We start from the raw sequence: 13,560 nt of genomic DNA, 5'->3' as shown, positions 1-13,560 counted from the left end.
GGCACTTCCCAAGGCCCCGCCTGATGTTCAACCCCGCGCTGGTACACTCGTGACCGAGGCTGAGCGTAAAGCCAAGGCGAGAGACGCGGCAGGATGCGAGGCGGCGACGAAACAGGCTCTCCAGCTGCTCCAGCTTCCTGTTCTGGCACCTCTGCAACTCTCGACTCCGATGGTAGCTTCTCAAGAGCCAGCCTCATCTCCGGCCTTGCCCGGCTCGACGGGTGGCGCTGGGTCGAGCAGTACAGGGCATCCATCGTCATCCCCCAGCCAAACCGCACAACCACCGCCTCCTGGGCAGCCTCCGGCCGCGGCTCCCGGCGAGGGGCAAGCGGGAGCCACGAAATGAGCACCTCTTCCGACAACGAACCCACACCTCCATCGCGGCGCCATTTCCTGATAGCTCTTTCAGCCGCAACGGCACTCGTGGCCGATAAGGCTGGTGCCCAAACACCTCCTCCAGCTGCAAATCCGCAACCCGAACCAGCCGTGCCTCAAAGCGCAGCTCCGCATCCCGAATTGGTTCCGCCCACTGGCCCTCAGGGCTACCGGTTCCTCTCCAGCACCGAAGTCGAGACTCTCACCGCCATGGTCGATCGCCTCATTCCGGCAGACGACGTCGGGCCCGGGGGCGTAGAAGCGGGCGTCGTAACCTTCATCGACCAGGAGCTTAGCGGTCAATTCGGAATCGCCGCGCGCTGGTATATGCAAGGACCCTGGGCCGACGGCACACCTTCGCAAGGGTGGCAGGTCGCGCTCACACCGGCGCAAATTTATCGCATCGGCTTCCTTGCGCTCGACCGATGGTGCCAGGGAAGCAAGGGCAAGCGCTTTGCTGAGCTTGAACCGGCCGACCAGGATGACGTTCTGGCACAGATGGAAGGGGGCAAGATCGATTTTGATGGGATCTCGTCGGCCGTCTTCTTTCAGATTCTCTGGCAGAACACAGCCGAAGGCTATCTTAGCGACCCGCTTTATGGCGGCAACCGCAACATGGCCGCTTGGCGCATGATAAATTTCCCTGGCGCCAATCCTGTCCTGACCGATGCAGTCGGGCTCAACGGCGAGGTTTACAAAATCGACCCAATCGCGATCGCCGGTTAGCGCGGGAGGCCGTCATGCCAAGGATGATGCCACACGTCGATGTCGTCATTGTCGGAATGGGATGGACCGGCAGCATTGCCGCACGCGAACTTGCTGATACGGGTCTGCGGATCGTGGGCCTGGAACGCGGGCGCTTTCGCGATACCACTCCCGACTTCACGGCTCCCAACGCACTGGATGAGTTGCGTTGGAATTCCCGTGGCGAGATGTTCCAGGACCTGTCGCTCGATACGATCACCTTCCGCAATGAGCCAAGCGAGACGGCCCTTCCCATGCGCCGGCTGGGCGCTTTTCTGCTCGGCGAGGGTCTCGGTGGCGCAGGCGTCCATTGGAATGGGCAGCATTGGCGCTTTATGCCGTCCGACTTCCAGATGAGGAGCCATAACGAAGCGCGTTACGGCAAGGCTTTCATCGATCCGGAACTCACAATCCAAGATTGGGATATCACCTACGACGAACTCGAGCCCTATTATGACAAGTTCGAGTATGTTTGCGGAACGTCTGGAAAGGCTGGCAATCTGAAAGGTACGATCCAAGAAGGCGGCAATCCTTTCGAAGGTCCGCGCACTCGCGAATATCCACTGCCACCTTTACGTCAGGGCTACGGCCCAAGACTCTTTGGCGATACGGTCAAGAAGCTGGGCTACAAGCCTTTCCCACAACCCGCCTCCAATGTGAGCCAGGATTCGTATACAACTCCCGACGGCGTTCAGATGGGACCCTGCACCTATTGCGGCTTCTGCGAACGCTACGGCTGCTACAACTGGTCCAAGGCAAGCCCTTTCAATACCGTCCTGCCTGTGGCTCTGAAGAGTCCGAACTTCGAGCTGCGTTGCGACTGCCGCGTGACGCGGGTCGAACTTACTCCCGATCGCAAGGCGGCACGCGGCGTGACCTATTTTGACGTCGCCGGCCGTGAGACGTTCCAACCGGCCGATATCGTCCTGCTCTGTGCGTTCCAGGTACACAACGTCCGTCTCATGCTCATGTCGGGCATCGGTCCCGCTTACGATGCGAGGACGGGACAAGGCACTGTAGGACGAAACTTCGCCTATCAGACCATGGCATACATCTACCCCTTCTTCGCCGACAAGCGGATGAACGCCTATGCCGGTGCCGGTGCCATGGGGATGACCATCGACGATTTTAACGGTGACAATTTCGACCACCGGCCACATGGGTTTATTGGTGGTGGATACATCCTGGGACAAACCACAGGCGCACGCCCGATCCAGCAGACAGTCTTACCGGACGATGCTCCGCGATGGGGCGCCGGCTGGAAGAAAGCACTCCACGACTGGTATGATCGCTCCTTCACCATCCAAACGCATGGCGCCAGCATGGCGCGGCGTACGAACTACATCGATCTCGATCCGACCTATCGGGACGTATACGGAATGCCGCTCGCACGCGTTACGTTCGATTTTCCACAGAACGACCTCAAGATGCGTCGGTTCCTGGCAGACAAGGCAACGGAAATCGCCCGCGCGATGAATCCAACCTATGTAAAAGTGTCTTTGCCGCCGGTACCGTTCAGCATCGTCCCGTATCAGACGACACATACGACCGGAGGAGCCGTTCTCGGCGCAAATCGCAGGAGCTCAGCCGTTACGACCTATCTCCAGAGCTGGGATGTGCTCAACGTATTCGTCCATGGATCGTGCAGCTTTCCCCAGAATGCAGGCTACAACCCGACAAACACGGTCGCGGCGCTGAGCTATCGCTCCCTGGATGCCATGAAGTCGAAATATCTCAACAATCCAGGGCGCCTTATATGACCGCAAAGGTCGGCTTTCGGAATAGGTATGCCTCACGCAATAGGCTTCTCAGTCCGAGCAACAGCGTTCACTTGGCATTAAATTTTCATAGATCTTGGCTTGAAGAATGAGCTGCCTCAAAGAGGAAATATTCTTCCGTGCATGATTTTAAGGAAGGCCGCCTCAGCAGGGCCGAGCCTCAAGCCGGCGGGAACATCGACCTCAATCGTCTCTCCTGTTGACGCGACCCTGATTTCCGCTCGATGCCCCAAGGCCGAGCGTCTCATTGCGGTGATCGATCCAGCAAGGGCTGCAGGATCACCTCCATCGACGAAACGGATGTCCCACGGACGAATGTAAAGGTCGGCTAGACCATCGGGTCTGTCTTCAGGGGCGATGGGTAAGCAAATCTCTCCGTGCCAGACCGCCTGCTGCCTCACCTCTACGCGCAGGCTTGATGTGTCGCCGATGAAGCTCATGACGAAGGGCGTGGCAGGCTCCTCATGGACCTCATCAGGGGTCCCGACCTGCTCGATGCGGCCATCCTTCAGGATCGCGACCCGGTCCGCCAATTCCAGAGCTTCATCCTGATCATGAGTGACGAAAACGGTCGTTTGCCCCGTATGGCGGTGAATTTCTCGCAGCCATCGGCGCAAGTCTTTCCGCACCTTGGCATCAAGCGCCCCGAAAGGTTCGTCGAGCAAGAGCACGCGAGGCTCGACGGCCAAGGCGCGCGCCAGAGCCACGCGCTGGCGTTGACCACCCGAGAGCTGCGCAGGATAGCGGTTTTCCAACCCCTCCAGCTGAACAAGCGCGAGGAGCCTGCGGACCCGCGCCTGTATTTCTGTCTTTGGCGGACGAATTGTCCGGGGCCGGACACGAAGGCCATAAGCTATGTTTTCCATCACCGTCATATGCCGGAACAAGGCATAATGCTGGAAGACGAAGCCAACGCCTCTTTTCTGCACGGGAACATGCGTCGCATCTTCCTGCCCGAAAAAAATGCGCCCCTCATTCGGCATCTCAAGTCCCGCGATGACGCGCAGCAATGTCGTCTTGCCGGAACCGGAGGGACCAAGCAAGGCCATCAGTTCTCCCGTATGGACTGTCAGGTTGACGTCTCGTAGAGCCGACGTCTCGGCGAACTCCTTGGACAGGTGATCAACCCGGATCTCCATCGGCCCTCCTAATGCGCCCCTCGCGCAGCGATCGATTCACCATAGCGCCATTCTAGGAAAGACTTAGCCGCGAGCGTCACGAGAGCCAGAAGCGCTAGAAGCGAGGCAACGGCAAAAGCAGCAACGAAATTATACTCGTTGTAGAGAATTTCCACATGCAGCGGCATGGTATTGGTTTCTCCACGAATATGCCCTGAAACAACCGCTACGGCACCAAATTCACCCATCGCACGGGCATTGCAAAGCAACACGCCATAGAGGAGCGCCCAGCGCACATTCGGAAGCGTTACGGTCAGAAAGGTCATAAACCCACTGGCACCAAGCGTGAGCGCGGCCTCCTCGTCCGTCGTTCCCTGATCCTGCATGAGAGGAATGAGTTCGCGCGCCACGAAAGGAAAAGTAACGAAGACAGTAGCCAGGACAATTCCAGGCAGCGCGAAGATGACCTGAACACCATACATCTTGAGCCATGATCCAAAATACCCCTGCGCACCGAACAGGAGCACGAACACAAGACCTGACACGACCGGCGAGACGGAAAACGGCAGGTCAATGAACGTGATCAAGAGACTCTTGCCACGGAACTCAAACTTCGCCACGGCCCAGGAAGCCGCGATGCCGAAGACCAGATTGAGCGGAACAGCGATGGCCGCGACAGTCAATGTTAGCCTGATGGCTGCCTGCGCGTCAGGCTCCTGAAAAGAGGTAAAATAGGCCCCCGCTCCATTGCGGAAAGCTTCTACGAAGACAACGACCAGGGGCAGAACCAAGAACAGTCCGAGAAATACTAGGGCCGCGAGGGTCAGCAGGAATCGCGTTGAGAAGGCTTCCGTCGTTGCCCGCCGGCGGCTGGATCTGTCAAGCATAACCGAACCTCTTGCGGCTCCATGCCTGGATAAGATTGACGGTGAGGAGTGTCACGAAGGATATCGCGAGCATGATTACCGCAATGCCTGTCGCCCCTGCATAATTGAATTCCTCGAGCCGGATGACGATCAGGATGGGCGCAATTTCTGAGACATAGGGAATATTCCCTGCGATAAAGATGACCGAACCATACTCGCCGACGGCACGAGCGAAAGCGAGCGTGAAGCCAGTAAGGACAGCTGGAAGCAAAGGCGGGAGGATGACGCGCCATATTGTCTGGGTGCGTGTCGCACCGAGCGTGGCCGAGGCCTCTTCGACCTCGCGGTCCAGCTCTTCGATCAGCGGCTCGACTGTTCGGACTGCAAAGGGCAACCCTACGAAGACAAGCGCAATGAAAATGCCCAGCGGAGTATATGCTACCTTGATCCCCAATTCGGCGAGCGGCTCGCCGAGCCATCCATTGGGCGCGTAAAGCGCGGCAAGAGATATGCCGGCAACGGCTGTCGGCAATGCGAAGGGCAAATCGACGGCGGCATGAATGAGCTTGCGACCTGGAAAAGAATAACGCACGAGCACCCAGGCTATGAGCGCCCCGAAGACGGCGTCAAGGACAGCGGCCGCGAATGAGAGGCCGAAGCTGATCCGCAGGGCCGACAAGACGCGCTCGTCGGACAAGATCTGCCACAATCCCTCGATGCCAAGCGAGGACGCTCGCACGATTAGTGCCGCAAGCGGGATGAGGACGATCAAACCGAGATAGGTCAGTGTATAGCCGAATGCGAGCTGAAAACCGGGGATCGCACTCGGCTGACGGAATCTGCGATGCGAGGAGAGACTCGCAGATCGAGGCATGATGACAGCCCCGGTCATGTTCAGCGGTTAGCCTTCAAAATGGCGTCGAAGATACCGCCATCAGAGAAGTGCTTCTTCTGTACGCCTGCCCAACCACCAAAGACTTGATCGACAGTGACCAGTTTTACGTTCGGAAAGCGGGCTATATCCTCCTTTGCGGCAAATTCGGGCTTGGCCGGCCGGTAGTAACGCCTTGCAATCGTCGCCTGAGCTTCCGGGGTATAGAGAAATTCAAGATAAGCCTGCGCCGCTTTACGCGTGCCTTTTCTATCGACATTGCCGTCGACGAGCGATACTGGCGGCTCCGCGAGGATCGACATGGACGGGACGACAATATCGAATTTGTCGGCCCCGAGTTCATCCTTGGCGAGGAATGCCTCGTTTTCCCAGGCTAGCAGCACATCGCCGATGCCCCGGCGCGCAAAGGTATTAGTCGCCCCCCTCGCACCCGTGTCGAGAACCGGCGTGTTCTTGAAAATTTGAGCAAGAAATTCCTGAGCCTTCTGATCATTGCCGAATTTTTCCAGCGCATAGGCATATGCCGCGAGATAATTCCAGCGCGCACCACCGGATGTTTTCGGATTCGGCGTTACGATCTGAATACCGGGCTTCACCAGATCATCCCAGTCCTTGACGCTTTTCGGGTTCCCCTTCCGCACGAGGAAAACGATGGTCGAGGTATAGGGAGATGAATTACTCGGCAGGCGCTTTTGCCAATCGGCCGGGATCTTCTTCGTGCGCTGGGCGATCTCGTCGATATCGGCTGCAAGCGCCAACGTAACCACGTCGGCATCCAAACCATCAATCACGGCGCGGGCCTGACTGCCCGATCCGCCATGAGACATGCGGATATTGACCGTCTCCCCAGTCTTTGCCTTCCAGTCTGCAGAAAACAATCGGTTGATATCGCGATACAGCTCGCGGGTTGGATCATAGGAGACATTCAGAAGCGCTTGGGCATAGGCAGGCCCGCCAAGCAACAGGCTTGGCAACAGCGCGAGGAAAACCGCTTTCCATCGTGGGAGCTTGCCAAAGTTACCTCTGCACATACTCGCCTCCTTCATGAGGAAATCCGCAAGATGGCCCAGGATAATCGAGTCAATTACTGGAGAAGAATAGCGCCGAGGCTAGATCATTTCGTTATGTGAACCTGAAACCTGACCGTATCCCTTTCCACGACAAAGCCGATGCGGCAGAGAAAGGAGCCCATTTCGCATTGACGTAAGACCGTCGCTAATTAGAATAAAATTTCTCTGGCGAGACAAGTCGGAATTACAAAGAAAATATTTCTCTAAATTTGCCAATTTTAGGGAATTATAATCTATATTCTCTGGAATATCCAACATGGATGCCATTGACGTTAAGATTCTCGCTCTTTTGCAGGAGGATACCAGCATCTCTATTGCCGAGCTTGCTCAAAGGGTCGGGCTATCGCAAACGCCGTGCTGGAAGAGAATTCAACGCCTGGAAACAAGTGGCGTCATCGAAAAGCGCGTTGCTCTAGTCAACCCCGAGAAAATCGGATTGAGCCTGACGGTTTTCGTCTCGATTGAAACATCCGACCATTCTGGAACATGGCTTCAGCGCTTTGCAGAATTCGTTTCAGATATGCCCGAGGTGATGGAATTTTACCGCATGGCCGGCGATGTCGATTACATGCTTCGTGTCGTCGTTGCGGATATGGCAGCCTATGATCGCTTCTATAAGCGGTTGATCGAGGCAATTCCCCTCAAGAACGTGACGTCCCGCTTCGCGATGCAGCGCATCAAATCGACGACTGCCTATGCCCTCAACTCAATCGAGTGATGGCGCATCATTTCCGGCATGCGCCATCCCAGCAGATTTTTTTGGATCACCCTTAAGCTGGAGACGACATGACCCAATAGTATTCATGTTGTCATCAAGAGCAGTCTAGATTTTTACTATTCCGGGTCTGCTTTCGTTGGCCCGTTTACACAAATATGTTTACGAACCATTGTCTTTTGACAAACTTGCCCTGGCAGCAAAGAGCCGCCCGAAAAGCGCTGCGGGTCAATGGGTTCGAATAAACCCAAAACCTCCGGTGTTCTCCATGGTCCCTCAACCCTGCTGGAAGCTGCGATGCACAGCCGAAGCGAAGCAGTTCACAAAACAGGTCCGATAGCGAAAGCCGTCATTCTCTCCTTTGGCGCAGCGTTGGCCATCGCATCGGCTTTTGCCTTTAAGGCATGTAGCAGCGGAAGTGCCGGCAGGAACGTGGGCGGCAACTGCAGTGGAAATGCGCGCCCCATAGACATGACTACCAGCACGAGCGGAGGAACCTATGACTGGCGCGTGCATCGATACGGGAAGACGCGCAGCAAAATCCTACCGGGTGAGGCCTTGACCCAAGTTGTCGCTTTTACCTTGGCAGGTTTCTGCCTTCTGGCTGCCTTCCTCTTTCATAAGGATTTCACGGGTGCGGAGCAGCTCACCCATATCTACAAGAATATTGCCATTGTGGGAGGTTCCCTGGCCTTTGTTGCCTTCGGCCCCGGGGCTTGGTCCCTTGATGTCCTAATAGGTTGGCGAGCCACATCTCATGCATTTGCTCCCCATACACCGGAATACTCAAGATGACCGGAGCCTTTCATGCCGAGAGAAGTACGTCGCATTGTGCGGAACCTGCATTCCTGTTACCCAGAAGCCGGTTCTCATACAGCCCATCTCCGCAAAGCATGATCAGGAACGGTCAGGAAGAGGTGAGAGCAGCTCTGGCCGGCCAGCTGATACGGCTGTGGCGATACGGCCTCGTCCTGGCCGGGCGCCGCGACGTGGCGGAGGACCTGGTGCAGGCCACCTGCCTACGTGCTCTTGAGCGTGCTCATCAGTTCGAGCCGGGAACGCGCGTCGACCGATGGCTTTTCTCGATTCTGCATTCGATCTGGCTCAACGAACTACGCTCACGCCGCGTTCGGCAGGGAGAGGGGCTCGTCGACGCGGAAACCGCCCTCATCTTTAATGGTGCGGAACAGGTCGAATCGAACGTTCTGAAAACCCAAGTTCTAAAGGAGGTTCAGGCCCTACCCGAGCCGCAACGCGCTGCCGTTTTCCTCGTTTATGTGGAAGGTCTAGCCTATCGTGAAGCTGCAGAGATTCTCGACGTGCCCATTGGAACGGTCATGAGCCGCTTGGCGGCTGCACGCGCAGCCCTTGGAAAACTCGGCGCGGAAAGGCGGGACGAAAGCGCACCGGAAGCGAGGTTTCCATGACAGACGCCGATCACATGGACCATCCTGCAGATGCGGAGCTCGTTTCATATCTCGATGGCGAACTCACATCGACCGAACGCAGCAATCTTGCACACCGCCTCGCCTCTAGTCAGGACCTGCAACGGCGATTGCTGATCCTGGCCGGCGGGAACCGACCTTTCCAAAAAGCATTCGACTCTCTTCTTGCCCAAGCCCCGAAGGAACGGCTGGAAGCGATGTTGAGCAATCTTCTTTCAACTCCGGAAACTTCGCTAAGCCGTCCTGCGCGCCTGCATCGGTGGATGGGCATGGGTGCATTGGCCGCCGGGATATTGCTATTCTTCGCAGGAGTCGGCGCTGATCGAGTATTGCCTATCTTGAGCAGGGACGTTCACGACCTGATTTCGATTGAGAGCCAATCCAGCGATGACGACTGGCGACAGGCGGTGGCGGAGTATCTGACTCTCTATACGTCGGAAACTCTCGCCAGCATTCCGGACGATGCAAGCATGCGAGAACGGGAACTTGCAGCGATCGGGAGTAAGCTGAAACTACCCCTTTCATCGCAAAAGGTCATGCTGTCCGGCCTATCGTTCAAACGCGCTCAACTCCTCGAATACGACGGCAAGCCGCTCGGCCAGATTTCCTACCTTGATCCTGATAGCGGTCCCATGGCCCTGTGCATCTATCCGGACAATGGCAGAGATGCCACTCATCATGTGGAGCAGCGCTTTGGCTTCAATGTCGTCTACTGGTCGAAGGACGGCCGGCACTTCATGTTGATCGGCCGGGCGCCGGCAAACCGTCTTCAGGAACTCGCAGACGATCTTTCAAATCGGCTCGCCGGATAGCGAGCGCCTTGCGGCTGACAAGGCGATATTCTCGGCCCGAATGCGGATGGTAAGAATAAGCCCGTTCAGAAACGTGAAGATCAGCGCATACCATGCCAGCCCGAAGACAAGAGGAAGAACGGCGATTTCCCCGATGACGACCGCATAATTAGGGTGCGACATCAGGCGGTAGGGTCCTTTGCGCACGAGCGCCTCGCCGGGCATGACAATGATGCGCGTGGTCCACCGGCGCCCGAGGGTCAGAAGTATCCAAACTCTTAAGATCTGCAGAATGACAAATACGGCCAGCCACACGGGACTGACAGGCCGATCCCAGGCAAGGAACCACAAGCCGCCAAGCCATGCCGCATGGAGCGTAACGATCAAAGGATAATGCCCCGGCGCAGTCTCGAGGGCACCGTACTTGAGAAGACGTTTTGTATTGCGATGGGCAAACCAAAGCTCCGACAACCGCTCCATCGTGACGAAAGCCAGGATGAGAAACGCCAACATCACGCAGCCTTTTTCAGGGAGACGCAACTCGCAGTAAATCCGGGACCGAGGGCACTGATTACAGAACGATGAGGCAAACCGGCCTGGACCACTCTCTCCAGCACGAACAAAACCGTCGGCGCCGACATGTTGCCATAATCTGAGAGGACCGCCCGTTCATGATCGAGCGAGCCCTGATCAAGAGAAAGTGCCCGCTCGAGCGCGGTGATGACTTTCTTACCACCCGGATGGCAGACGAAACGATCGACATCGGACATGCCCAGGCCAGCCCGCTCCAGAATGCCTGAGACTGCTGGCCCGATATGAGCCTCAGCGAAGGGCGGGATGGCCCGAGCGAAGATCACTCCAAACCCTTGCGGATCCACACTCCAGCCCATGATATCGAGCGTGTTCGGCCAAGTATGTTCACCAGAGGCTTCAACCTCGGCGATTCCCTTCTCACCGGCGCGGAGAATGCAGGCTGCTGCCCCGTCTCCAAACAATGCTGTGGCGACGATATTCGCTTTGGTCAACTCATCGAGGCGGAACGCCAGGGAGCAAAGTTCAACCGCGACGAAGAGAACGTTGGTTCCAGGTCGTGCCTGCGCAAGCTTGGCCGCAACGGACAGCCCTGTCGCGCCACCGGCACATCCCAGGCCAAAAACTGGGACCCGATGAACGTCTTCACGAAAGCCCATCGGTCCATGTGCATGCGCTTCCAGGCTGGGGGTCGCGATTCCCGTTGATGAAACAGTGACGATCGTGTCGATCTCGCGCGCATTGAGCCCAGCTTTTTCAAGCGCCACAGTCGCCGCCCTGATGAACAATTGAAGAGCGCCATCGAGATAAGCCGCTGTTCTCTCTGGCCAACCATGCGGCTCGAAGAACCATTCCAACGGGCGGACCACATGACGTTTGTGAATACCTGCCGTTTGAAAAACGCGAGATACACGCTCGTAATCACTGTACCGTTCGGAAAACAAGGTTCCGGCAGCGGCAGCGGCCTCCGTCTGCAGGAGAACATGCTCCGGAACCGCCGTCGCGATGGAGATGAGGCTAGGGAATTGAATCACAGGGTTTCCTTCCCGCAAACTAGAGGCCGCTATTTCGCAAACCTGTTGCCTTGCGAAATGGACCGCTGGAGAAAACACTCCAGCCACCCGCGCCAATGATGTGATCACAAATTGTTGATAACGGCGAGGAACATGCCGGATGGTGTGTCTCGACCAAGCAAGAGGCGACAAAGCCCAACCGGAAGCGTATAATTATAGAAGTATCGGTCGCGATTGTGCGTGGTCCGTTGTTTATGCAAGGCGCCATTGCGGCCTGAATCTTGTCGAACCGGTTCAGGAGGAACGGTTATGGCGAATTTTCACGTAATTGCCGGAGCAGAGGCAACTCCCGCCCACCCGGTTGTGCGTAAAATCGGACTCGCCGATATCAAAGATGCTTTGGTTAAAGGCCTCGACGACTTTCTTGCGATGCCGTCTCATCTCGCCTTTCTCGGACTGATCTACCCGATTTTCGGTATCTGCCTAGCGGCACTCAGCTTCAGCAATAACGCCCTGCCCCTGCTTTACCCCCTCGTGACGGGTTTCGCCCTCGTCGGTCCGTTCGCAGCGATAGGTCTCTATGAAATCAGCCGTCGACGGGAACTCGGTCTCGACACCTCCTGGCATCATGCCTTCGATGTGCTGCGCTCGCCCTCGATTCCATCCATCGTCGCTCTGGGCATCCTTCTCCTGATAATCTTTCTCGCGTGGCTAGCCGTAGCGAGATCGCTTTACGAGGCGCTCTTTGGTCCAATAGCGCCTACGTCCTATTCAAGCTTCTTCCATCAGGTACTGACCTCCTCCGAAGGCTGGACATTGATCATCCTCGGCAACGCCATAGGCTTCATCTTCGCGGCAGTGGTCTTAAGCATCAGCGTCATTTCCTTTCCGCTGCTGCTTGACCGTGATGTGGGTGCGGCCGTCGCGCTCCAAACGTCTATCAGGGCTGCGCTGACGAATCCCTTCATGATAGCTTTATGGGGTTTGATCGTTGCCACTGCCCTTGTGATAGGCTCCATACCGCTTCTCGTCGGTCTCGCCATCGTGATGCCGGTTCTGGGCCATGCGACTTGGCACCTCTACCGCAAGCTCGTCGAGCCATCGTCAGCAGCGGTCGCCGCGTGACGTAAGTACCCGCTACAGCACTAGGAGCCCGCCCGGAAGAACGCAATACGTGTAAGAAACGTGTAATTGGATTCGAAAACCATGATGGCGACGAAGACAAGCACAGCCGAAAGCGGAACCAGAATAGCGTAGATCAGCGTCAACCTCTCCCAAGCCAAGTGCATGAAAATCGCGACAATCAAGCCTGCCTTCAGCACCATGAACAACAGGATCAGGGAATATCTGAGTGAACCTTGCAAGTCGAAGTAGTCGACGAGATAAGAGAACGTGCTCAGAACGAACAGCCATGCCCAGACCACCAGATAGAGCTTGATCGGGTGATGCTGTCCTTCAACCTGCGCCATTGCTCGTGCCATATCCGTCACTCCTACCAGAGATAGAAAAGAGCAAAGATGAAGACCCATACCAAGTCGACGAAGTGCCAGTAGAGGCCCATGATCTCGACATTCTCATAATGCCCCCTTCGACTGGTGAAGAACCCTCGTCTCTCGTTGTCGAAATCTCCACGCCAGACCTTGCGCGCAGTGATGATTAGAAAGATCACACCAATGGTGACATGCGTGCCATGGAAGCCCGTGATCATGAAGAAATTTGAGCCGAACTGGGCGGCGCCCCAGGGATTTCCCCACGGCCGAACGCCTTCACCGATCAGCTTGGTCCACTCAAAAGCCTGCATCCCAACGAAGGTGGCGCCGAACGCCGCCGTCACAAGCATCAGAAGAGCCGTTCTGACCCGGTCGCGGCGGTAACCGTAATTGACTGCCATCGCCATCGTCCCGCTGCTGCTGATCAGCACGAAGGTCATGATGGCAATCAGAATGAGAGGCAGCGCCCTTCCGCCGATGGTCAGCGCGAAGACCTCGCTTGGATTGGGCCAAGGCACGGTCGTGGACATGCGCGTTGTCATATAAGAAATCAGAAAGCAGCTGAAAATGAAGGTGTCGCTAAGGAGAAAGATCCACATCATGGCCTTTCCCCAGGAAACGTTTTTGAACGCCCGCCGGTCCGAGGATAAGTCGGCAGTCACGCTTTGCCAGCCGGTAGGCTGCGTAAGAGACTGCCCGATATTCGGCGCTGCAGTTTCTACCATCGAACTT

15 protein-coding genes are annotated in these 13,560 nt (G+C 56.6%); 7 read left to right on the top strand and 8 right to left on the bottom strand.

From position 1 onward, the window contains the following. Positions 1 to 93: 93 nt before the first annotated feature. A complete protein-coding gene (locus tag AB4Y97_RS18850) occupies positions 94 to 1,101 on the top strand; it encodes a gluconate 2-dehydrogenase subunit 3 family protein (RefSeq protein ID WP_442000585.1) in 1,008 nt (335 codons plus the stop codon). Between the two features lie 14 nt (positions 1,102 to 1,115). Continuing rightward, a complete protein-coding gene (locus tag AB4Y97_RS18845) occupies positions 1,116 to 2,879 on the top strand; it encodes a GMC family oxidoreductase (protein WP_442000584.1) in 1,764 nt (587 codons plus the stop codon). A 116-nt stretch (positions 2,880 to 2,995) separates the two neighbouring features. Here the strand turns inward: AB4Y97_RS18845 and AB4Y97_RS18840 are convergent, their stop codons facing one another. The 4 genes from AB4Y97_RS18840 to AB4Y97_RS18825 are packed head-to-tail and all read right to left on the bottom strand — an operon-like array spanning position 2,996 to position 6,819. Further along, the gene (locus AB4Y97_RS18840; RefSeq protein ID WP_442000583.1) at positions 2,996 to 4,036 is read right to left on the bottom strand and encodes a sulfate/molybdate ABC transporter ATP-binding protein; all 1,041 of its coding nucleotides are present in this window, start codon (positions 4,034 to 4,036) and stop codon (positions 2,996 to 2,998) included. An 8-nt stretch (positions 4,037 to 4,044) separates the two neighbouring features. Continuing rightward, entirely contained in the window at positions 4,045 to 4,902 is an 858-nt protein-coding gene (gene cysW / locus AB4Y97_RS18835; protein ID WP_442000582.1) for a sulfate ABC transporter permease subunit CysW, read from the bottom strand. After that, complete coding sequence (gene cysT, locus AB4Y97_RS18830) at positions 4,895 to 5,755, bottom strand: sulfate ABC transporter permease subunit CysT (protein ID WP_442000581.1); 861 nt, start codon at positions 5,753 to 5,755, stop codon at positions 4,895 to 4,897. The genes cysW and cysT overlap by 8 nt, the downstream gene beginning before the upstream one ends. A 20-nt stretch (positions 5,756 to 5,775) precedes the next feature. Continuing rightward, entirely contained in the window at positions 5,776 to 6,819 is a 1,044-nt protein-coding gene (locus AB4Y97_RS18825) for a sulfate ABC transporter substrate-binding protein (RefSeq protein WP_442000580.1), read from the bottom strand. Between the two features lie 280 nt (positions 6,820 to 7,099). Between AB4Y97_RS18825 and AB4Y97_RS18820 the strand changes: the two genes are divergently transcribed. From AB4Y97_RS18820 to AB4Y97_RS18805, 4 genes are all read left to right on the top strand, one after another. Next, positions 7,100 to 7,561 carry an Lrp/AsnC family transcriptional regulator gene (locus AB4Y97_RS18820; protein ID WP_442000579.1) on the top strand — a complete coding sequence of 154 codons (462 nt, stop codon included), beginning with the start codon at positions 7,100 to 7,102 and terminating at the stop codon, positions 7,559 to 7,561. A 228-nt stretch (positions 7,562 to 7,789) separates the two neighbouring features. Beyond that, positions 7,790 to 8,353, top strand: a complete 564-nt coding sequence (locus tag AB4Y97_RS18815) for a DoxX family protein (RefSeq protein ID WP_442000578.1) — start codon at positions 7,790 to 7,792, stop codon at positions 8,351 to 8,353. A gap of 98 nt (positions 8,354 to 8,451) precedes the next feature. After that, positions 8,452 to 8,985, top strand: coding sequence for an RNA polymerase sigma factor (locus AB4Y97_RS18810; RefSeq protein WP_442000577.1), 534 nt, complete (start codon positions 8,452 to 8,454; stop codon positions 8,983 to 8,985). Then, a complete protein-coding gene (locus AB4Y97_RS18805; protein ID WP_442000576.1) occupies positions 8,982 to 9,815 on the top strand; it encodes an anti-sigma factor in 834 nt (277 codons plus the stop codon). The genes AB4Y97_RS18810 and AB4Y97_RS18805 overlap by 4 nt, the downstream gene beginning before the upstream one ends. Here AB4Y97_RS18805 and AB4Y97_RS18800 read toward each other — a convergent pair. Then, entirely contained in the window at positions 9,795 to 10,307 is a 513-nt protein-coding gene (locus AB4Y97_RS18800; RefSeq protein ID WP_442000575.1) for an isoprenylcysteine carboxyl methyltransferase family protein, read from the bottom strand. The genes AB4Y97_RS18805 and AB4Y97_RS18800 overlap by 21 nt on opposite strands. Further along, positions 10,307 to 11,356, bottom strand: coding sequence for a type III polyketide synthase (locus AB4Y97_RS18795; protein WP_442000607.1), 1,050 nt, complete (start codon positions 11,354 to 11,356; stop codon positions 10,307 to 10,309). The genes AB4Y97_RS18800 and AB4Y97_RS18795 overlap by 1 nt, the downstream gene beginning before the upstream one ends. Before the next feature lie 291 nt (positions 11,357 to 11,647). On the opposite strand from AB4Y97_RS18795, the gene AB4Y97_RS18790 reads away from it, so the two are divergent. Then, entirely contained in the window at positions 11,648 to 12,463 is an 816-nt protein-coding gene (locus AB4Y97_RS18790; protein ID WP_442000574.1) for a DUF2189 domain-containing protein, read from the top strand. A gap of 20 nt (positions 12,464 to 12,483) precedes the next feature. On the opposite strand, the gene AB4Y97_RS18785 is transcribed toward AB4Y97_RS18790, so the two are convergent. Next, on the bottom strand, positions 12,484 to 12,819 hold the full coding sequence (locus tag AB4Y97_RS18785; protein ID WP_442000573.1) for a cytochrome C oxidase subunit IV family protein: 336 nt from the start codon (positions 12,817 to 12,819) through the stop codon (positions 12,484 to 12,486). Positions 12,820 to 12,830: 11 nt separating this feature from the next. After that, positions 12,831 to 13,553, bottom strand: a complete 723-nt coding sequence (locus AB4Y97_RS18780) for a heme-copper oxidase subunit III family protein (RefSeq protein ID WP_442000572.1) — start codon at positions 13,551 to 13,553, stop codon at positions 12,831 to 12,833. Positions 13,554 to 13,560: the final 7 nt, after the last annotated feature.

This window comes from Microvirga sp. 2TAF3 (assembly GCF_052114965.1).
Taxonomy (GTDB): Bacteria; Pseudomonadota; Alphaproteobacteria; order Rhizobiales; family Beijerinckiaceae; genus Microvirga.
This window is presented reverse-complemented; position numbering and strand designations above follow the sequence as displayed.

Bases quoted from the DNA above. Each gene is read 5' to 3' on its own strand.
- AB4Y97_RS18785 (WP_442000573.1), bottom strand. From the start codon at position 12,819: ATGGCACGAGCAATGGCGCAGGTTGAAGGACAGCATCACCCGATCAAG.
- cysT (WP_442000581.1), bottom strand. From the start codon at position 5,755: ATGCCTCGATCTGCGAGTCTCTCCTCGCATCGCAGATTCCGTCAGCCG.
- AB4Y97_RS18850 (WP_442000585.1), top strand. From the start codon at position 94: ATGCGAGGCGGCGACGAAACAGGCTCTCCAGCTGCTCCAGCTTCCTGT.
- AB4Y97_RS18845 (WP_442000584.1), top strand. From the start codon at position 1,116: ATGCCAAGGATGATGCCACACGTCGATGTCGTCATTGTCGGAATGGGA.
- AB4Y97_RS18805 (WP_442000576.1), top strand. From the start codon at position 8,982: ATGACAGACGCCGATCACATGGACCATCCTGCAGATGCGGAGCTCGTT.
- AB4Y97_RS18820 (WP_442000579.1), top strand. From the start codon at position 7,100: ATGGATGCCATTGACGTTAAGATTCTCGCTCTTTTGCAGGAGGATACC.
- AB4Y97_RS18810 (WP_442000577.1), top strand. From the start codon at position 8,452: ATGATCAGGAACGGTCAGGAAGAGGTGAGAGCAGCTCTGGCCGGCCAG.
- AB4Y97_RS18790 (WP_442000574.1), top strand. From the start codon at position 11,648: ATGGCGAATTTTCACGTAATTGCCGGAGCAGAGGCAACTCCCGCCCAC.
- AB4Y97_RS18780 (WP_442000572.1), bottom strand. From the start codon at position 13,553: ATGGTAGAAACTGCAGCGCCGAATATCGGGCAGTCTCTTACGCAGCCT.
- AB4Y97_RS18825 (WP_442000580.1), bottom strand. From the start codon at position 6,819: ATGAAGGAGGCGAGTATGTGCAGAGGTAACTTTGGCAAGCTCCCACGA.
- AB4Y97_RS18800 (WP_442000575.1), bottom strand. From the start codon at position 10,307: ATGTTGGCGTTTCTCATCCTGGCTTTCGTCACGATGGAGCGGTTGTCG.
- AB4Y97_RS18815 (WP_442000578.1), top strand. From the start codon at position 7,790: ATGGGTTCGAATAAACCCAAAACCTCCGGTGTTCTCCATGGTCCCTCA.
- AB4Y97_RS18840 (WP_442000583.1), bottom strand. From the start codon at position 4,036: ATGGAGATCCGGGTTGATCACCTGTCCAAGGAGTTCGCCGAGACGTCG.
- cysW (WP_442000582.1), bottom strand. From the start codon at position 4,902: ATGCTTGACAGATCCAGCCGCCGGCGGGCAACGACGGAAGCCTTCTCA.